Raw genomic sequence first — 20,017 nt, forward strand, 5'->3', positions numbered from 1 at the left:
CTAAAACGGATATTAAGATTGGCGGGACAATTGGCGACGAGCAAACTCGCGCACACGCTGACGACAATGCTCAATGGTTTGTTGAGTCATCACACTGCGGTTTTCGTCTTTTAGTTCACCGCCCAAACTTTCACACAGGGCCTGGGTGGTTTCCACCATGGCCTCGAAAGCATTCAGGCTATCACCATTAATCGGCAAGGTCAGGAAGAAGCTCACACCCGGGGTTTCAAAGGTGCTCATAGCGTCAAGATCGAAAGTGCCCGGCACCACCATATTGGCCATACTGAACAAAATTTCGCCGGAGCCATCGGCTTCGCTGTGGCGGTGAAAAATATTCATGGTACCGAAACGCATACCCTTGGACAGCAATACCTTCAATAAATCCTCACCCTGGAAACGGGTACCGCCCGGCGCCATCACATTAATGATGATCACTTCTTCCGGGTCCTGGCCACCGTGAGGGTCCAGTGATTCTTCTGTAGCTACCTCCTCGCGGGTCACACTACGAGGGGAAGAAACAATCCCCTCTTCCAAGGCGGCACTGGAATCCATCTCATTGAATACCGGCTCACGTCGCCCGGAATGGTAATCCAGCTCGGACTCATCAATGCCGGGCTCCTGATGCTCGTCGGCCTGCTCATGCACAGAATCCATCAGCATCGGGACTTTTTCATCCAGATTCAGACTCACCTGCTCTGGAACCGCTCGGGATTTAGTGCCGGGAGGGGTAAAGGCCTTGCGAACTTCAGTGTTCAGATCGTCCGCCTCAGACGGGTCGCGATTGACCACGCGGGCGCCACCATTGGGCAGCTCACTGCCGTACTCTTCCTCGCCCTCGCGGTCGAGATTGTGCTGCATATTCAAAGACATGCGAATGGAGTCCCGGCGATTCTGACGCATACGTCGAATACCGTCGAGTACCACACCGACAATCAGCAGCACGATGATAATGGTCAGAACATGCTGCATTTCAAAATCGAAAGTCATCCTTATTATTGCCCCTCAAGCTCTTCCCCACTGGGCCACCCCCCTGGCAGCAACCGGGAATCTTTTTTGCCCACTCCTTCAATAGAAAAATACGGTGGGCAAAAGTTCAATCTCTTACATGGCTGCCAGTTCGGCCGCCTCATCAACATCCACGCTAACCAGCCTGGAAACACCCGGCTCATGCATGGTAACACCCAACAGCTGATGCGCCATCTCCATCGCGATCTTGTTGTGGGTAATATAAATAAACTGTACGTGTTTGGACATCTCTTCCACCATGCGCGCATAACGCCCCACGTTGGCATCATCCAATGGCGCATCAACCTCATCGAGGATACAGAACGGCGCCGGGTTCAAACGGAAAATCGAGAATACCAGCGCAATCGCTGTCAGTGCTTTCTCACCACCGGACAACAGGTGAATTGTGCTGTTACGCTTACCGGGAGGACGCGCCATAATCGCGATACCGGTATCCAGCAAATCATCACCGGTCAGTTCCAGATAGGCATGACCACCACCAAAGACTTTCGGGAACAACTCCTGCAAGCTTTCATTCACCTGATCGAAGGTGTCCTTAAAGCGAGAGCGGGTTTCCTTGTCGATTTTCTTAATGGCGTTTTCCAGCGTTTCCAAGGCATCTTCCAGATCCTTGTTCTGGGTATCCAGATAGGTTTTACGCTCGGACTCGGTTTTGTATTCATCAATCGCCGCCAGGTTAATGGGCCCCAAACGGCTGATGCGATTGCCAATACGCTCCAACTCCTCTTCCATGGGCTTTTCCTGGGCATCTTCCGGCAACTGTTCAATCAATGTCGGCAGATGGAAACCGTCGTCAACCAACTGGGTTTCAACGGTGCTGCGCTGAACTTCAACCTCGCGGGTGAACAAACGTTCTTGCTCCAGGCGAGTGCGCACGGATTGAATTTCATGTTCGGCTTTGCTGCGATCCTGTTCAATTTGACGCAACTTGGCTTCCACATCTTCTACCGCGCGACGGGCTTCAGCCAACTCACCTTCCACCGTCAGGCGATCTTCCAGGCGCTCTTCGAGCTCCATTTTGTATTCTTCAATCGGGTCGCGGTTTTCACCCAGAGTCGCCTGCAATTGCTCTCGGCGATCCTGAGAGCGCTGCACTTGATCGCGCAGACGATCGATTCCCGCACGCATGCTGTCCAACTGGGTACGCAGTGACTGATAGCGAATGGCTAATTCGTGACCCCGATCTTTATCATGACGAGCACGCTGACGGGCCTGATCCAGTTTTTCACGCAGATCGTCGCGCTTGCTCAATAATTCTTCGCGCTTGTCGGTGTCCTGCTCCATTGCATCAATGGCTTCTTGCAGAATCATACGCGCTTCGGACAAGGATTCAGCCTCATTGTCCATTTGTTCTTTGGCTTCGCTGATCTCGCTGTCCAGGCGCTGACGGCGCATGGTGGTTTGCTCAACCTGTACTTGTTTGGCACTGACCTGGGAACGCAATTCACCGTAACGGCGATTCAAATCTTCCGCTTCGCGACGCTTGGCTTCACGCTGCTGCTCCAGATCTTTAATGTTATCGCGGCGCTGATCCTTGGCCTCGCTCAGCTGTTCGACCTGCTCTTCCAACTCCGCAATGCTGGCCGTCAATTCTTCCAGTTCTTGCTTACGCGCCAGTACACCGGAGGCGGCATCGCTGTCTTTCGCAACGCGCATCCAGTTGGCACCTAACCAGATGCCTTCTTTGGTCATGACTGATTGGCCAGCGGACAAACTGGAACGCATGGCGAGGGCCGCGCTTAAATCTTCAGCGGCGAGAACATTGGCCAATAAATGACTGACGTCCGCCGAGCCCTTAACAAAATTGGCCAGGCTTTTCGCATCGACGCTGGCTTTACTGCTGCCAGCATCCAGTAAGACCAATTCACCCTGATCCAGTTGCGCAAACACATCCGCGACTTGATCAAGGCCATTGGTACACACCGCCTGCAAGTGATTACCCAATGCGGTTTCTACGGCCATTTCCCAACCGCTATCCACTTGCAGCTGCTCAGCCAAACGGGGTTTGTCGGCCAGCCCCTGCTCACTCAGCCAGTCACTGACCGCTTCGTTTTGCTGTCCCATTGCGGCCTGCTGCAAAGCTTCAAGTGATGCATGGCGACCGCGCATGCTCGACAACTGGCTGCGCAACTGGTCCAGCTTTTCGCTGTCGCTGTTGCTCTGCTCACGCTGTTCATTGATGGACTCGCCCATTTCTTCAACTGCAGCACGTTTGGCATCGGCATCGATATCCAATTCCGCCATGCGCTCACTCAGTTCGGCGATTTCTTCATCCACTTCCGAGGACTGCAAGTTGCCACGCTCTTCATCCAAACGCTTAATGCGTTCAAGCAAACGGGTTTGCACCTGTTCAAGGTGCTGAATTTTGGATTGCTCAACCTCAGCGCGTTGGCGAGGCTCTGCAGCCGTCTGGTTGAAACTGTCCCAGTCGATCTGCCAATCCTGCATGGCATCTTCAGCGTTTTGCAGGAAATCGCCGGAGTCTTCTTCGGCGGCTTTGATCATTTCCAATTCCGGTTCAATCTCAGCCAGTTCTTCTTCCCATTGACGAGTTTTTTCTGTATCGGTCAATAAATGCTGTTCGGCTTCCTTGCAGTCGCGTTCGGTTTGTTCGAGATCGCGCTGCAATTCCTGGGAACGGGATTGGGCGTGCTGAATGTTCTGCTCAAGGCGGGCAATGTCTGAACCCGCCGCATAAAAGCGGCCTTGAACCTCGTTGAATTTATCACCCAACTCGGTGTGTTGCAGACGGCACTCTTCGATCTCGGTATCTTTACCTACCTGATCGGTCACGAAAGATTCTACTTTCAGCTCGAGTTCGGTAATGATGCCCTGCTTGGATTTGGCCTGCTCATCCAGAATTTGAAAACGCAAAGCCTGCAGCTGAGCCTTCAGCAAACGTTCTTCTTTTTTGAATTCGGTGTATTTTTCGGCTGCAACCGATTGGCGCTCGAGGCGAGACAACTGGCGTTCCAGCTCATCGCGGATGTCCGTCAGGCGCTCCATGTTTTCCATGGTACGGCGCATACGGTTTTCAGTATCGCGACGGCGCTCTTTGTATTTGGAAATACCTGCCGCTTCTTCAATATAAACACGCAGCTCTTCCGGCTTGGCTTCAATCAAGCGGGAGATCATGCCCTGCTCAATAATGGCGTAACTGCGTGGCCCCAGGCCGGTGCCCAGAAAGATATCGGTAATGTCACGGCGACGGCATTTGTTGCCGTTAAGGTAGTAAGTATTGGTGGCGTCGCGGGTTACTTTACGCTTTACAGAGATTTCACTGTAACCGGCGTACTCCCCAACCAGGGTGCCATCACTGTTATCAAAGATCAGTTCGATGGAGGCCTGACCGACAGGCTTACGGCCACCGGAACCGTTGAAAATAACATCCGTCATGGACTCACCGCGAAGATTCTTCGCAGAGGACTCCCCCATTACCCAGCGTACGGCATCAATGGTATTGGATTTACCACAGCCGTTGGGGCCAACAATGGCACACAGGTTTGATGGAAAGGAAACCGTCGTTGGATCTACGAACGATTTAAAACCTGCTAGCTTAATGCACTTTAGCCGCATAAATCCTTGTCACTCAATAGTCTTGCAATATATTGATTTTATTGTAGTTTTCTGAAGAGCCTGGAGGTTTTCAGAGACACAACCTAAAACCCGCCATTTTACACGTTTGACCAGGCTTTGGCACCCCGCAAAGCCCCAAGGAGAGGCAATCGGCGCCCATATTCATCCAGATTAACAAGGGTTACCCCACCCTACGCTGAACGCCGATTTTCAGAAGGTTTATAACTGCTTTTGAATTTGCAGAAGATGCTGGTCCTGACTGCTGTTGGCAACCGGCCCCAATGTCACCTGCCAATCTCCAGGCTGGGGAATGGCTTGACCACTGGCGGACACTCGGGCCACCAACTCCAGCTGCGGGAACTGCGCAATCGACATGCCCGGCGCCATCGCCATGGCCTCGCTCAGCTCTATTTCCGCCGGCAGATCCTTTACTTTTAAGCGGGAGATCGCCAGCGGCATGGGCGCTCCCTGCCAAGCCCTCGCGTAAACAAAGACCGCGTGCTCAGGGTTCAGCTGTATACCGTCCGCCACATCAATCTTTAGCTTCAAACTCAAGCTGGATGGCTGTTCTTGGGCCTCTTGGCCAGATGAAACCTGATGTGGTGAAACTTGAGCCACGGCGCCCGAAGATACAGGACCTCCGTTCTGCTCAGCCAGAAGTGCCCTGGCCCGCAACACACCCGCGGCCAGAGACTGGGAGCCCGCCGACTGAGGGCCCAGCAATTTAATCGCTTTTTCCCATTGCTCGATCGCCTTCTGATAGCGCTCAGTCTGGAAATAGCGAATGCCATCCAAACCCAGTGCCACATGACTGTTCGGGTCTAATGACAGTGTCTTGTCAATCAGGGCTTCGGCATCAGGAGTAATGCGATTCCCCCCCACCACGAACAACAGCTGTGCCAGCTCACCCATCACCAAAGGGGATTCATCGATGGCGAGAATTGCGCGATACGCATTGATGGCCGTCGGGTACTCCTGCAGATCCGCAGCGTTTCTGGCCAACAGATACAAATACTGGGTATTCTCCGGATCTTTCTCCAGGCGCTCTTCCAACTGGGACATCAAGCGTCGCGCCAGAGCCGGGTCAGGATCTTTACCGGCCTGTATAGCCTGGGTATCCGCCATAAACTTGTCACGAATCTCTTCGGTAATTCGAATATCTTCGCTGGCCCCGTTGTATTGATAAAAGCCGAACACGAATACCGCCAGCACAGCGGCTGACAACAAAAAGACCACTCTTCCGGAGCTGCTTGCAGATGCTGATCCAGACTCACTCGGCTGCTTTTCGGCTTCCACCAGCTCAAGATCCATCTCTCGGCACAAGGCCTCATGCTGGGCTTCGTCCAAATCGCCCGCCTTGAGCTGCTCGTCCAACTCGGCACGGCGCTGGTCATAAAGATCCACATTCAGGGTCTGTCGCTCCCTGCTCGCCTTTTGCTCGCTTTCACGAACCAGCAGCGGCCAAAAAACAAACACCAATGCCAGCAGGATAAGTAAGGCTGCCCCCAACCAAATAGACACCATTTAATTTTGATCCTTTTCTTTTTCTTCTCGGGCTTCGCGCAGGATTTCATCCAAACGCTCTTTATCAATCTCCACCGTTTGCTCTACCGGTGCCTGACGGCGGAAAATAAAGAACGCCACAATCAGGCCCAGCAACAGCAAGGCAATTGGCCCACCCCATAACAACAGGGTCTTAGCCCCAAGGCGTGGGCGGTACAAGACATAGTCGCCATAGCGGGCAACCATATAGTCTTTGATTTCTTCATCACTCTGCCCTTCCTGTAACAAGCGATGCAGCTCCCGGCGCAAATCCGAAGCAATCGGAGAGTCTGAGCCCGACAGATTCTGGTTCTGACACTTGGGACAGCGCAACTCATCCACCAACACCAGGTAACGCTCCCTCAAGGATGGGTCATCAAATTCATAGAGATCCACCACCGCCTGCGCAGAAGTAGCCGTAATAAAAAGGAACAGAAGGAAAAAACAGCGATTGATTAACGTCATGTTATTCACAAATTAGCCGAATGAACCCGCTCTGGTCGCCAGGGATCGGGACTGCAGAGCTGGAAATTGCCCGCAGTATAACAATGCAAACCCCAGTAACCCATACCCTGCACACAATTCCAGCGCTAAGCCACTGCTTTTGTTGACTTTTTATGCAAATTTCAGCTTTTCACAAGAAAGGTGAAGTTTTTATGAAAAAACGGTTGACGCAAAAAGATTAATCATTAATATACGCCGCTCCTGACAGCGGGTGGTTAGCTCAGCTGGGAGAGCATCGCCCTTACAAGGCGAGGGTCACAGGTTCGATCCCTGTACCACCCACCACTTTACTAGCGTGATAAATAAAGTGGCCTGAATGTCAGATACGCGGACCGGTAGTTCAGTTGGTTAGAATACCGGCCTGTCACGCCGGGGGTCGCGGGTTCGAGTCCCGTCCGGTCCGCCACTACTCCAAAAGGCTGCAAGCGATTGCAGCCTTTTTTTATTGCCCGAAAGAAAACCCCATAGACCGGATGGGCGAGAACCCGCGTGGTTCGACAAAATTGCCCGGAGCGATTTTGGATTGCGACGCCAGGAGCAACCCGAAGGGGCATTTGCAGGAGCAAATGATCAGTCCCGTCCGGTCCGCCACTATTCCAAAAGGCTGCAAGCGATTGCAGCCTTTTTTATTGCCCCAAAGAAACCCCATAGACCGGATGGGCGAGAACCCGCGCGGTTCGACAAAATCGCCTGGAGCGATTTTGGATTGCGACGCCAGGAGCAGCCCGAAGGGGCATTTGCAGGAGCAAATGATCAGTCCCGTCCGGTCCGCCACTATTTCAAAAGGCTGCAAGCGATTGAGCCTTTTTTTATTGCCCGAAAGAAAACCCCATAGACCGGATGGGCGAGAACCCGCGTGGCTCGACAAAATCGTCTGGAGCGATTTTGGATTGCGACGTCAGGAGCAACCCAGAGGGGCATTTGCAGGAGCAAATGATCAGTCCCGTCCGGTCCGCCACTATTCCAAAAGGCTGCAAGCAGTTGCAGCTTTTTATAACCCCAAGCTCCGCCCAACTCCTTATCACCTCCTCACTCCTCCCTGCAAACCATCCCCCACCCTTCTGAACGACCACCAGACCTCACCGCAAACCCCACCTCTATACATCACATCTATACGCCACGTCTAAATCCACCCCAAAACCAACACCACCCAACTTACCAGGCGGCAAGTTTTCACCTCCCCGCACCCCACATCCATAACAAAAATTTTTCCCGCGTCAAAACTTGCAAACCCAAAAACTTATGCTTCTCAATACAAAAAGTTATAAGGCGCGCCAAAAAACAAAGCTCGCAACACGGGACACTTTTTCGATCTTTTTTTGTTAAACATTTGATGCAACCAACGAGGAGATTCGCAACGCTGCATCGACAGAGAAATTGAAAAGAAAACTTCAAAAGACACGACAAAAACATTGCCGGAAAGTGAGACAAATAAAGGGGCTCGCCTCTATATCAACCAAAATCAATATAGATTCAAAAACAAAACAAGCGTTTCGACAAAATCTATAAAAGTGTAAAGAAATAAATCGACGAGGAAAAATACCGACGGGTGGCACGACTTATGCTTTTATCAAAATAACGCGTCAAATATTCAACATTTAAAGGCGCGGAGTTAAAAAATTTCAACTACATTAACTACTAAGCAACTTTTGTTTCAAATAAGTTGTCTTAACTGTAAGGAATATTTTTAAATATATTTTCGACGTGATAATTGCCTTTGCCTATAAAAAGGCGTTTAATCATGACAGTTAGTAGTAAATACTGAGATACGCAAGCGGTATTTTCTGCTGTAAATTGGCACAGCAACCTTTATAGAAAAAGAGTATTTCAAACAGCATGGTTTTTGTTTCTTTACACTAATTTTGCTCTCGGGAGATTTGCCAGCATTCCCCCAGAGCGGAGGACAGCAAGATGGGCATTTTTAATCACTTCCAAGACCGATATGACGCCGGACAAGAAGAAGAAATGAGCATCCAGGAATACCTTGATCTCTGCCGGCAAGACAACAGTGTTTACGCCACTGCAGCCGAGCGCTTGCTCAATGCTGTTGGTGAACCCGAGTTAATCGATACCTCTCTCGACCCGCGACTCAGCCGAATCTTTTCCAATAAAATTATTAAGCGATACAGTGCCTTTAAAGAGTTCTTTGGCATGGAAGAATGCATCGAACAAATCGTTGCATTTTTTAGACACTCCGCCCAAGGCCTGGAAGAAAAGAAACAAATCCTTTACCTGCTGGGTCCTGTCGGTGGTGGTAAGTCCTCATTAGCCGAAAGGTTAAAAGCGTTGATGGAAAAAGAACCTATTTATTGCCTGAAAGGCTCGCCGGTTTTTGAATCTCCACTGGGCTTGTTTGACCCGAACGAAGATGCGGACATTCTGCAGGAAGAGTACGGTATTCCAAAGCGCTATCTGGGTACGATCATGTCTCCCTGGGCGGCAAAACGCCTGCAGGAATATAATGGCGATATCAGCCAGTTTAAGGTGGTAAAACTCAAGCCTTCGATTCTGAATCAGATTGCAGTGTCCAAAACCGAACCCGGTGATGAAAACAATCAGGACATATCCTCCCTGGTGGGTAAAGTTGATATTCGCAAGCTGGAGGACTTTCCTCAAAACGATACCGATGCGTACAGCTATTCCGGCGGCCTCTGCCGAGCGAACCAAGGCCTGATGGAATTTGTGGAAATGTTTAAGGCACCGATCAAAGTGCTGCACCCCTTGTTGACCGCTACACAGGAAGGCAATTACAACAGCACCGAAGGTTTGGGAGCGATTCCTTTTGAGGGTGTAATACTGGCTCACTCAAACGAATCAGAATGGCAATCATTTAGAAATAATAAAAATAATGAGGCCTTTTTAGATCGTATTTATATTGTCAAGGTGCCCTACTGCCTGCGCCTGACCGAAGAGATTGAGATTTATCACAAGCTCATCGAAAACAGTTCACTGTCTGAAGCGCCCTGCGCGCCTGACACATTAAAAATGCTGGCCCAATTTTCGGTACTCTCTCGCCTGAAAGAGCCGGAAAATTCCAACCTTTATTCAAAGATGAAGGTCTATGACGGACAAAATCTGAAAGACACCGACCCGAAAGCAAAATCCATTCAAGAATATCGCGATATGGCCGGAGTCAACGAAGGCATGGATGGTTTATCCACTCGCTTCGCGTTCAAAATTTTGTCGAAGGTCTTTAACTTTGATGCAACTGAAGTGGCTGCCAATCCGGTTCACCTCCTGTATGTTCTTGAACAGCAGATCGAGCAAGAGCAATTCCCGGAAGAAGTTCAGGCCAAGTATCTTTCCTTTATCAAGGAGTTTCTGGCACCCAAGTATGTCGAGTTTATCGGTAAGGAAATTCAGACCGCCTATCTTGAGTCCTATACCGAATATGGCCAGAACATCTTTGACCGCTATGTGACCTATGCGGACTTCTGGATTCAGGATCAGGAATACCGAGATCCGGAAACCGGTGAGATTCTCGACCGCGCATCACTGAATGAAGAACTCGAAAAAATCGAGAAGCCAGCGGGAATCAGCAATCCGAAAGATTTCCGTAACGAAATCGTCAACTTTGTTTTACGGGCTCGGGCCAACAACAACGGTCAGAATCCGCTCTGGAACAGCTATGAGAAGCTGCGCCGGGTAATCGAGAAGAAAATGTTCTCGAATACCGAAGACCTGTTGCCGGTTATTTCCTTCAACACCAAGGCCTCGGCCAGCGACCAGAAGAAACATCAGGACTTTGTGGCTCGCATGATCGATCGTGGTTACACAGAGAAGCAGGTGCGCCTGCTGTCTGAATGGTATTTGCGAGTTCGCAAGTCCCAGTAAGCACAGGGCATGACACATTAGCAAGGTACACAACAATGCACTAAGGATCACTTATGAACTATGTTATCGATCGTCGCTTAAACGGAAAACAGAAAAGCCTGGTAAACCGCCAACGCTTTCTGGAACGTTACCGCAAGCAGATCAAGCAGTCGGTAGAGAAAGCTGTGGGCGAACGGTCGATAACAGACATCAACAAAGGTGAGCGCATAAGTATCCCCAGAAAAGACACCGATGAGCCCGTCTTTCGCCACGGCAAAGGTGGTTATCAGGAGCAGGTTCTTCCTGGTAACAAAGAGTTCATCAGCGGTGATCGGTTTAAACGCCCCCAAGGCGGTGGCGGCCAGGGTTCCGGCCCTGGTCAAGCCAGCGACAGCGGCGAAGGTATGGATGATTTTGTTTTTGAAATCAGCCAAAGCGAATTTCTGGATTTCATGTTTGAAGACCTCGAACTGCCCAATCTGGTGAAGCGCCACCTGATGGGCGATGTTGAATACAAAACCCATCGGGCCGGTTTTGCGGATGTGGGCAACCCTGGGCAGGTGAATATCGTTCGCAGCATGCGCTCGGCGTCTGCACGCCGTATGGCATTGGGGGGCAAGGACCGCCGCAAACTCCGAGCTCTTGAGGCCGAACTGGAAGCGTTAAAACTCGCCCCGGTACCCGATCACGACCAGCAGCAAAAGCTGGAGGATGAGATTCATCGATTAAAAAGCCGGTTGAAGCGTATTCCCTGGCTCGATGATTTCGATCTGAAATACAATCTGCATGTTAAACAGCCCGTGCCGAGATCCCAGGCGGTGATGTTCTGCCTGATGGATGTCTCGGGCTCCATGACCCAGGGCATTAAGGACATCGCCAAGCGCTTCTTTATTTTGCTCTACCTCTTCTTGCAGCGAAATTACGAACACACCGACGTGGTATTTATTCGTCACCACACCAGCGCCAAAGAAGTCGATGAACAGGAGTTTTTCTATTCCAGGGAAACCGGCGGCACCATTGTATCCAGCGCCTTGAAATTGATGCAGGAAATAGTGGATAAACGCTACCCACCAGCCCAGTGGAACATCTACGGCGCTCAGGCCTCCGACGGCGATAACTGGAACGATGATTCCAGCAATTGCTCTCGAATTCTGGCCAACGACCTGCTCGATAAGGTTCAGCACTTTTCCTATATCGAGATTACTGAACAAGACCATCAATCCCTGTGGCACGAGTATCAGCAGATCCAGGACCATTTCAGTGATGTTTTCGCCATGCAGAACATTCGCACTGCCGCTGATATTTACCCGGTATTCCGCGAGCTTTTCCAGCGCAAACTGGGTCAGGACGGGGTGGGAGCAGCAGTATGAAGGACAAGAATTATATTTCGACGGGCTCGGAGTGGACGTTCGAGCTGATTGAACGCTACGACCAGGAGATTGGCAAGATTGCCAAAGAGTATCAACTGGACACCTACCCGAATCAAATTGAGATCATCAGCTCCGAGCAGATGATGGATGCCTACGCCAGTGCCGGTATGCCGCTGGGCTACCACCACTGGAGTTATGGCAAACAGTTTATCAATGTAGAGCAATCCTATCGTCGTGGCCAAATGGGGCTGGCCTATGAGATTGTGATTAATTCCAACCCTTGCATTGCCTACCTGATGGAAGAAAACAGTATGACCATGCAGGCGCTGGTAATCGCCCACGCCAGCTATGGTCACAACTCGTTTTTTAAGGGCAATTATATGTTCCGCAGCTGGACAGATGCGGACTCGATTATTGATTATCTGCTGTTTGCTAAAAATTACATTGCCGAGTGTGAACAACGCTACGGCATCAGCGCAGTGGAAGAACTATTGGATTCCTGTCACGCCCTGATGAATTATGGTGTCGATCGCTATCGTCGCCCTTACCCGATTTCCGCCGCAGAAGAAGAGAATCGACAGAAAGAACGGGAAGAGCTACTGCAAAAACAAGTGAACGAACTGTGGCGTACCATTCCTGAAGGCGACAAAGACAGACAATTTGAATCTGCTGCCCGCTTCCCCAGCGAACCCCAGGAGAATCTGCTGTACTTTATTGAAAAGCATGCACCGTTGTTAGAACCCTGGCAGCGGGAGGTGGTGCGCATTGTTCGCAAAACCGCCCAGTACTTTTATCCTCAGCGCCAGACCCAACTCATGAACGAAGGCTGGGCAACTTATTGGCACTACACCCTGCTGAATACGCTTTATGATCGTGGACTTGTGAACGACGGCTTTATGCTGGAATTTCTACAATCCCACAGCGGCGTCGTTATGCAGCCTGGCTTCGACACCCCCTATTACAACGGCATCAATCCCTATGCTTTGGGATTTGCCATGATGAGTGATATTCGCCGCATCAGTGAAAGCCCTACCGACGAAGATCGTTATTGGTTTCCTGATCTTGCCGGTCGCGATTGGCTGGAAAACCTGCACCTGGCCATGCGCGACTTCAAAGACGAGAGCTTTGTGTTGCAATACCTGTCTCCCAAGATGATGCGAGACTTCAAGCTGTTCAGTCTGGTAGATGACGATAACGATTCAGAACTGGAAATCTCGGCCATTCATGATGAGACCGGTTACCAATCGCTCAGAGAAGCGCTGGGTAATCAGTACAATCTGCAAAACCGGGAGCCTAACATACAGGTCTATAGCGCCGATATTCGCGGTGACCGATCGCTGACACTTCATCATATTCGTCATGAGCGTAAACCACTGGATGAAAGCTCAGAAGAGGTGCTGAAACACGTCCATCGCTTATGGGGATTTCCCGTGAAATTGCTCTCTGTGGAACCTCAGGCGTCCGGAGTTTGCCCTATCCCACTGCAACAGTTTGAATGCCCGACACCGGACAAAGTCGAAACCTAAACTGGTATTCACCGCAAAAATCGATTATAAAATCCCTCGCCAGTTTTCTGGCCAGGGATTTTTTATTGCTGTAAATGCCACTCTATTGGCAATTCAGGCAACTTTTATTTTTTAACATTCGCCATTTGAACCCCTAATGATTTTTCACTCTTCAACCCGCTTTTATAAAGGCCGACTATGAAACTGTATGGATTCAGCGCCAGTAACTACTACAACGCCGTTAAACACTTATTGCTCGCTAAAGGTTTGGATTTTGAAGAAGTTAAAGAGTACCCAAGCCAGAATGAGGACTACTTGAGTATTCATCCACTTGGTAAAGTACCTGCACTTGTTACCGATCAAGGTCCGATGTCAGAAACCGACATCATTATGGAATATGTCGATAGCCTGTCAGACCCAAAGTTCTTTCCTACAGAGGCCTTTGAGAAAGCCAAATGTCGTGAAATTATGAAAGTGGCCGAGCTGTACATTGAATTGCCGGCACGACGCAATAATGGCGAGGTACTGATTGGCAATCCACGTTGCGAAACCGCCTTCCGGGAAGCCCGCCCACTGATGGAAAAAGGTTTCAAGGCCCTGGACACCTTATGCCAACCCTCACCTTACCTGATGGGTGACAAAATGACCGCTGCGGATATTTTTGTACGTTACGCGCTGGTTGTCGGAAATATGGTGGCAGCCAAGGTGTACGACTGGAAGCCTCTGGATGAGTATCCTGCGTTAAAGGCGTGGAGCAAAATGATGCGGGAAGATGCTGTTTCCCAGAAAGTGGATCAGGACTCCCAAGCCGCCATGCAAGACTTAATGGAATACTTTGCTCAGTTCAAGAAATAATCTCTGACCGCAATTTAATTCCTATAAGCAAACAAAAAAGCGGCATTGGCCAACGCCAATACCGCTTTTTTAGAGCCCTTTAGCTCAGGGTTAACGAAGATCTTTACGCAGAATTTTACCCACAGCAGACTTCGGTAATTCATCGCGGAATTCAATGTGTTTGGGCACTTTATAAGCCGTCAGGTTTTCACGACAATAGTCGATCACCTGCTCTTCATTCAGATCGCCATCACGAACCACAAACAATTTGACCACCTCACCTGACTTTTCATCTTCAACCCCAATGGCCGCTGCTTCGACCACTTTCGGGTGCTGACCCACCACATCTTCAATTTCGTTCGGGAAGACGTTGAAACCGGACACAATGATCATGTCTTTTTTACGGTCCACAATGCGGATATAACCGTCTTCCTGAATCACCGCCATATCGCCAGTACGCAGCCAACCGTCTTCGCTCAGCACTTCTGCGGTCGCCTCTGGACGCTGCCAGTAGCCCTTCATCACCTGAGGGCCTTTAACACACAGCTCACCCGGCTCACCGCTCGGCTGGCTGTTACCATCGGCATCGATAACTTTTACCTCGGTACCCGGCACAGGCGTGCCCACAGTACCACGCTGAATTGCATGGGAAGGGTTGGACGATACGACCGGGCTGGTTTCGGTCAGGCCATAGCCCTCCGCCGGCATAACACCCGTCAGTTCCTGCCAGTGATTGGCCGCATCTTCCGTTAACGCCATGCCGCCTGACGCCGTGTGACGCAATGACGACAGATCAATTTTTCGGAATTCCGGATTGCGAGCCAAGGCAGTAAACAAGGTGTTGATTCCAACAAGGGAAGTAAACTTATGCTTTTTCACTTCGTTGATAAACGCTGGAATGTCTCTCGGATTCGGGATCAGTACGCTGTGATTACCTGTCATGGCCAGGGCCATACAGTTCGAGGTAAACGCGTAAATATGATAAAGCGGCAGTGGCGCGATTGCACACTCTTCGCCTTCTTTAATATCGTCACCCACATGCGCCAGCAACTGCTCCATGTTGGCAACCAAATTGTTGTGGGTCAGCATGGCGCCTTTCGCAACACCGGTTGTTCCACCGGTATATTGCAGTACTGCCACATCGTGAATGTCTTTAACCACCGGGCGTCGTGGAGCGCTGCCCTTAGCTAAAGCATCTCGCAAGCTGACTTGATTTTGGAAACGGAATTCCGGGACCATCTTCTTAATGTGCTTAACCGCGAAATTCATAATGGTTCGCTTAAGCGGAGGATGCATATCGGCAATATCGGTAACAATTACCTGATCAACCTGGGTCTCCTCGATAACCTTTGCCGCTACGTCAGCAATGTTCGACAAAACCACCAGCGCCTTGGCACCAGAGTCATTAAACTGATGTTTCACTTCGCGAGCGGTATACAAAGGGTTGGTATTCACCACAACCAAACCGGCACGAATTGCACCGTAAACAACGACGGGGTATTGCAATACGTTGGGCAGTTGAATCGCTATACGATCGCCCTCTTCCAGATTGGTATGATGCTGCAAATAACTGGCAAACTGCGCACTCAAACGATCCAGGTCGCCGTAAGTTAACGTCTGTCCCATGCAGCTGAATGCGCTATTGTCAGGGTATTTTTTAAAAACGTCTTCAAGCACATCAATGATCGTGCGCTGGTCTCGATTCACAATCGTTTCCTCTTAAATTCCGTACTTAACTTTATTCTATTTTTCGTCGGATGTGTGTTAATTTTTATTATCCGCGACAGTGTTCAAAGCACTGCTTTTTCTTTACGCAATACAAAAACAAAAAGGACCACAATTGTGGTCCTTTTGCTAATCTCCGGCCGCCTACTGCTTCTCTACAGACTTATTCGTACGCTGGTGCACAAACAAGCTATCGATCATAGCCGCCAAACGCTGATCTCCGTCAGCTTTGACCTTGCCAAACATAAAGGCCTGCATACCACTAAACTTGCCGGCCATAATGTCTAACAGGGTTTCTGAATCCATGCTGATGGACACCGATGGAGAGTCGTGCTCTCCATCCTGAATGTCACAATTCCCATGGTCGATGACTAAAAAATAATTGCCCGCATCGGAAATGTCGAACTGAACCACTTCCGACATATCAGCAGCCGCTTCGCGATTAAAATTTTCGAAAAGCTGTTCACGCAAGCCATCTAATGGGTGCATGTTTACTCCAAACTTTAAAACGACTTAAAAGGCGAAGTGCTCTTCATCCAATTCCATCAAATTACCCAGGCCAGCCTTAATGGTAATGGCCAGACTGTTGGTGCGCGGCAAAATACGCTCGAAGTAGAAACGCGCCGTGCTGATTTTTGCCTTGTAGAACGCTTCGTCAGTGGTACCTTCGGCCAGAGTTTCCTGGGCTTTCTTGGCGGCCAGCGCCCAGAAGTAACCCAGCATCGCGTAACCGGAGTACATCAGGTAATCCACGGAAGCCGCGCCAACTTCATCGGCATTTTCCATCGCTTTGCCACCGATGTGCATCGTTAACTCGCCCAGTTCTTTATTCACTTCATTCAATGGTGCAACGAATTCCTGCAAACCTTCAACATCAGCGTTGGCCTGGCAGAATTTGTGGACCATTTTGGTGTAACCCTTCAGCAGCTCGCCGCCTGAGCCCAATACTTTACGACCCAGCAAATCCAGAGCCTGAATTCCGGTTGTACCTTCGTACAACATGGAAATACGACAGTCACGAACGTTCTGCTCCATGCCCCACTCGGAAATGAAACCGTGGCCACCGAAACACTGCAAACCCAGGTTGGCGGCTTCAAAACCGGTTTCGGTCAGGAAGGCTTTGGCAATCGGCGTGATGAAAGACAACATATCGTCAGCGGCTTTGCGCTCGTCTTCATCTTCAGAGTGCTGCATGGTGTCAACCAGCTGGGCACCGTAGTAAATCATCATGCGACCGCCTTCTGCGAAGGCTTTCTGGGTCAACAGCATGCGGCGAACATCCGGGTGAACAATGATTGGATCCGCTGGACCTTCAGGGTTTTTAACACCGGACAAAGAACGCATCTGCAAACGCTCACGAGCGTATTCCAGAGACTTTTGATAACCCACTTCTGCATGCGCCAGACCCTGGATCGCTGTACCCAAACGCGCGGTATTCATAAAGGTGAACATCGCCATCAAGCCTTTGTTCGGCTCGCCAATCAGGTAGCCTTTGGCGTTGTCGAAATTCATTACGCAAGTCGCGTTACCGTGAATGCCCATCTTGTGTTCGATAGAACCACAGTGCACACCGTTACGATCCGCAACTTCGCCGTTCTCATTGAGGTTCATTTTTGGAACGATGAACAGGGAAATGCCTTTGGTGCCGGCAGGCGCATCCGGAAGGCGCGCCAGTACGATGTGAACGATATTTTCGGCCATATCGTGCTCACCCGCAGAAATGAAGATCTTGGTGCCGCTTACTGCATAGCTGCCGTCAGCATTAGGCTCAGCCTTGGTGCGCAACATACCCAGATCGGTACCACAGTGAGGTTCGGTCAAGCACATGGTGCCGGTCCAGCTACCATCGATAAGCTTGGTCAGATAGGTCTGCTTCTGTTCTTCGTTACCATGCTCTTCCAGAGTGTTCTTGGCACCGTGGGAAAGGCCCGGATACATACCCCAGGACCAGTTTGCACAGCCTTTCATTTCAGACAGGATGCTGCCCAAAGAACCTGGCAGGCCCTGGCCGCCGTAGTTAACATCGGCGGTCATGGATGGCCAACCGGCTTCAACATACTGCTGATAAGCTTCTTTAAATCCAGTTGGAGTGGTCACAACACCGTCGTCCCACTTACAACCCTCTTCATCACCAACGCGGTTCAGGGGTGCCAATACGTTTTCACAGAACTTCGCGGATTCTTCCAGGATGGCAGAAACGACATCTTGCGTAGCATCTTCACAACCCGGCAGGGACTGGTAGTGAGCTGGGTAATCCAGCAGCTCGTTCATAACAAACTGCATATCGCGTAAAGGAGCTTTGTATTCGGCCATGGTAACCTCGGTTAGGAATATATAGGGTTTCTATGGTGGGTGAGAATCGCCGATCACCCCATTTGCAACAATAGCCAGATTGACCAGTTTGGCTGACAAATCGGGCCAGAAGTGACAGTGCGCCCCTACAGTGTAGTCCAGAACCGATACAGCGCGGATATGGCTTGAACACAACCTCGATCTAGCTTCGACACTCCCATAAAGAAACCATTAAAAGTGAAAGGCTTTACGGCACACACTAGGTATCTATTTGGAACACACAATATTAAGAATTGCCCCAAAAACTTCAAACGAGAATAAGACATCTACAACAAAGCCGAAAAAGCGAGGCAATAATGAGAAAGGCTTATAGATGACAGGCGCCGATGTCGGCGCCCAGTAAAAATCAAAGGATATTGGCAGAGCCGAACAGCAATTTATTTTGCTGGTTTATGATTGGCAAGTTGCTTGCGATAGTCTCCGGGCGTAACACCCGTCCACTTTTTAAAAGCTCTGAAAAACGCACTGCTTTCATCAAAACCCAAACGTTCGGCAATGCAGGCATTGTTCAAATCCGGACAACTTAAATAATGGAACGCAGCTTCCATACGACACTCATCTTTCAGCTTTTGGTAAGACGTGTCTTCTGCCTGTAATTTACGACGCAAGGTCGTTACAGAAAGATTCAAACGCGATGCTACCTCTTCTGCACTCGGCATGGCATCACTGACGTCTTTGGAAAGAATCGCGCGCACCTTGGCCTTCAAACTGCGCTGGGCACTGTCGTTAATCACCAAATGATACGGACCGGAGCGCAGAAAATCGAAAAGGGTTTCGCGATTTTGCACCAGGGGATAATCCAGAAACTCTGCCGGAAATTCGAGAAGATTTTCTTCCTGATCGAAATAAAGTTCTGCGGGATAACTTTCCGCCAGCACCTGAAATTCTTCCGGACAATTGAACGTAAAGCACAGAGCGCTGAGTGGAATCTCCTGGCCAATCAACCAGCAGTTAAAGCGGTGCCACACTGCCATGGTAGTGCGAATCTTATCCGGGCTGGAATTGGCAATCAGCTCAGCGGCACCCTCGCCTTCGGGACCATTAATGCGACGCATCACCACCTGGGCTTTATCGCCATCTTCCTGCAAAGAGCCTCGCACAATAAAACCGCGGGCAACTTCACTGAATTCTGCAGCTCGGTTAATCGCCTGACGCAGAGTATTACAAGACAGGACCGCATAACACAACATCCGGAAGGAACCGAGACGAACCTTGCCCGAGCTGATCATACCGAACAGCTCATCTTGCATCACGATCATGACTTGCTGATACAGCTGCCCGTATTTTACCGCTGAAAAATACAGCGCATCGTCCAACTCCTGACGATCGATCGAAAGATCACTGAGCAAGCGATCGACATCACAACCTTTTTCCTTTGCCGCTTGCAATAATGCACGGGCATAAGCCGTTGGTACACAAGTAGTATCTGGGCTTCTCAAGCTCAATATTCCTCTGTAACAATGATCGATGTTCTGAAATTAAAACAAGCGGCGAATCAGTTTGATCAGCAATACCGTGACCAAGGCTGCTGCCATAACTATAGCCAACAACAGCACCGTCATCAGGAAAAAATTTAGCGCTTTATCGACAGGCAAATCCCAACCAAATATTGCCCCGGCGATAAAGGCCAGCGAACCCAATAATAATGAAATAAACAGGGAACGTTTTTTAAAACCAACTTTAATCATGTTGTCACTACAGTATCAATCTTGTCGCATTTCAGCCGTTTTCGACCGTATCGACTTTAAACAGCGGCCATTATAAGCCAAG

The 20,017-nt window shown here is 50.0% G+C and carries 13 protein-coding genes and 2 tRNA genes; 6 read left to right on the forward strand and 9 right to left on the reverse strand.

All coding sequences use genetic code 11. From position 1 onward, the window contains the following. Positions 1 to 12: 12 nt before the first annotated feature. The 4 genes from zipA to G8768_RS10280 all read right to left on the reverse strand — a co-directional run bounded on the left by zipA (position 13) and on the right by G8768_RS10280 (position 6,609). On the reverse strand, positions 13 to 987 hold the full coding sequence (zipA, locus tag G8768_RS10265; RefSeq protein WP_243749478.1) for a cell division protein ZipA: 975 nt from the start codon (positions 985 to 987) through the stop codon (positions 13 to 15). A gap of 114 nt (positions 988 to 1,101) precedes the next feature. Further along, entirely contained in the window at positions 1,102 to 4,602 is a 3,501-nt protein-coding gene (gene smc, locus G8768_RS10270) for a chromosome segregation protein SMC (protein WP_166844528.1), read from the reverse strand. A gap of 219 nt (positions 4,603 to 4,821) precedes the next feature. Beyond that, positions 4,822 to 6,126, reverse strand: a complete 1,305-nt coding sequence (ccmI, locus tag G8768_RS10275; RefSeq protein ID WP_166844526.1) for a c-type cytochrome biogenesis protein CcmI — start codon at positions 6,124 to 6,126, stop codon at positions 4,822 to 4,824. Further along, on the reverse strand, positions 6,127 to 6,609 hold the full coding sequence (locus G8768_RS10280; RefSeq protein WP_166844524.1) for a cytochrome c-type biogenesis protein: 483 nt from the start codon (positions 6,607 to 6,609) through the stop codon (positions 6,127 to 6,129). 248 nt (positions 6,610 to 6,857) lie between these two features. On the opposite strand from G8768_RS10280, the gene G8768_RS10285 reads away from it, so the two are divergent. The 6 genes from G8768_RS10285 to G8768_RS10310 all read left to right on the forward strand — a co-directional run bounded on the left by G8768_RS10285 (position 6,858) and on the right by G8768_RS10310 (position 14,191). Continuing rightward, positions 6,858 to 6,933, forward strand: a tRNA-Val gene (locus tag G8768_RS10285). Positions 6,934 to 6,977: 44 nt separating this feature from the next. Beyond that, positions 6,978 to 7,054: transfer RNA gene (locus G8768_RS10290), tRNA-Asp, on the forward strand. A 1,505-nt stretch (positions 7,055 to 8,559) separates the two neighbouring features. Beyond that, complete coding sequence (locus tag G8768_RS10295; protein ID WP_166844796.1) at positions 8,560 to 10,482, forward strand: PrkA family serine protein kinase; 1,923 nt, start codon at positions 8,560 to 8,562, stop codon at positions 10,480 to 10,482. Positions 10,483 to 10,535: 53 nt separating this feature from the next. Next, positions 10,536 to 11,831, forward strand: a complete 1,296-nt coding sequence (locus G8768_RS10300; protein WP_166844798.1) for a YeaH/YhbH family protein — start codon at positions 10,536 to 10,538, stop codon at positions 11,829 to 11,831. Then, entirely contained in the window at positions 11,828 to 13,357 is a 1,530-nt protein-coding gene (locus G8768_RS10305) for a SpoVR family protein (protein WP_166844800.1), read from the forward strand. Before G8768_RS10300 ends, G8768_RS10305 begins: the two co-directional genes overlap by 4 nt. A 177-nt stretch (positions 13,358 to 13,534) precedes the next feature. After that, positions 13,535 to 14,191 (forward strand): glutathione S-transferase family protein, encoded by a 657-nt coding sequence (locus G8768_RS10310; protein WP_166844802.1) that lies wholly within the window; start codon positions 13,535 to 13,537, stop codon positions 14,189 to 14,191. Positions 14,192 to 14,281: 90 nt separating this feature from the next. Here the strand turns inward: G8768_RS10310 and G8768_RS10315 are convergent, their stop codons facing one another. The 5 genes from G8768_RS10315 to G8768_RS10335 all read right to left on the reverse strand — a co-directional run bounded on the left by G8768_RS10315 (position 14,282) and on the right by G8768_RS10335 (position 19,935). Further along, on the reverse strand, positions 14,282 to 15,877 hold the full coding sequence (locus G8768_RS10315; RefSeq protein ID WP_371315439.1) for an AMP-binding protein: 1,596 nt from the start codon (positions 15,875 to 15,877) through the stop codon (positions 14,282 to 14,284). Positions 15,878 to 16,039: 162 nt separating this feature from the next. Further along, the gene (locus G8768_RS10320) at positions 16,040 to 16,384 is read right to left on the reverse strand and encodes an SCP2 sterol-binding domain-containing protein (RefSeq protein ID WP_166844804.1); all 345 of its coding nucleotides are present in this window, start codon (positions 16,382 to 16,384) and stop codon (positions 16,040 to 16,042) included. Positions 16,385 to 16,408: 24 nt separating this feature from the next. Then, complete coding sequence (locus tag G8768_RS10325) at positions 16,409 to 18,208, reverse strand: acyl-CoA dehydrogenase C-terminal domain-containing protein (protein WP_166844806.1); 1,800 nt, start codon at positions 18,206 to 18,208, stop codon at positions 16,409 to 16,411. A 416-nt stretch (positions 18,209 to 18,624) separates the two neighbouring features. Beyond that, on the reverse strand, positions 18,625 to 19,686 hold the full coding sequence (locus tag G8768_RS10330) for an AraC family transcriptional regulator (RefSeq protein ID WP_166844808.1): 1,062 nt from the start codon (positions 19,684 to 19,686) through the stop codon (positions 18,625 to 18,627). Between the two features lie 39 nt (positions 19,687 to 19,725). Beyond that, positions 19,726 to 19,935 carry a hypothetical protein gene (locus G8768_RS10335; protein ID WP_166844810.1) on the reverse strand — a complete coding sequence of 70 codons (210 nt, stop codon included), beginning with the start codon at positions 19,933 to 19,935 and terminating at the stop codon, positions 19,726 to 19,728. Between the last annotated feature and the right edge of the window lie 82 nt (positions 19,936 to 20,017).

It is taken from the genome of Pseudoteredinibacter isoporae, from assembly GCF_011602085.1.
Taxonomy (GTDB): domain Bacteria; phylum Pseudomonadota; class Gammaproteobacteria; order Pseudomonadales; family Cellvibrionaceae; genus Pseudoteredinibacter; species Pseudoteredinibacter isoporae.

Coding starts and splice junctions, on each gene's coding strand:
- G8768_RS10320 (WP_166844804.1), bottom strand. CDS start 16,384: ATGCACCCATTAGATGGCTTGCGTGAACAGCTTTTCGAAAATTTTAAT.
- G8768_RS10280 (WP_166844524.1), bottom strand. CDS start 6,609: ATGACGTTAATCAATCGCTGTTTTTTCCTTCTGTTCCTTTTTATTACG.
- G8768_RS10305 (WP_166844800.1), top strand. CDS start 11,828: ATGAAGGACAAGAATTATATTTCGACGGGCTCGGAGTGGACGTTCGAG.
- G8768_RS10300 (WP_166844798.1), top strand. CDS start 10,536: ATGAACTATGTTATCGATCGTCGCTTAAACGGAAAACAGAAAAGCCTG.
- smc (WP_166844528.1), bottom strand. CDS start 4,602: ATGCGGCTAAAGTGCATTAAGCTAGCAGGTTTTAAATCGTTCGTAGAT.
- G8768_RS10310 (WP_166844802.1), top strand. CDS start 13,535: ATGAAACTGTATGGATTCAGCGCCAGTAACTACTACAACGCCGTTAAA.
- G8768_RS10335 (WP_166844810.1), bottom strand. CDS start 19,935: ATGATTAAAGTTGGTTTTAAAAAACGTTCCCTGTTTATTTCATTATTA.
- G8768_RS10295 (WP_166844796.1), top strand. CDS start 8,560: ATGGGCATTTTTAATCACTTCCAAGACCGATATGACGCCGGACAAGAA.
- G8768_RS10325 (WP_166844806.1), bottom strand. CDS start 18,208: ATGGCCGAATACAAAGCTCCTTTACGCGATATGCAGTTTGTTATGAAC.
- ccmI (WP_166844526.1), bottom strand. CDS start 6,126: ATGGTGTCTATTTGGTTGGGGGCAGCCTTACTTATCCTGCTGGCATTG.
- zipA (WP_243749478.1), bottom strand. CDS start 987: ATGACTTTCGATTTTGAAATGCAGCATGTTCTGACCATTATCATCGTG.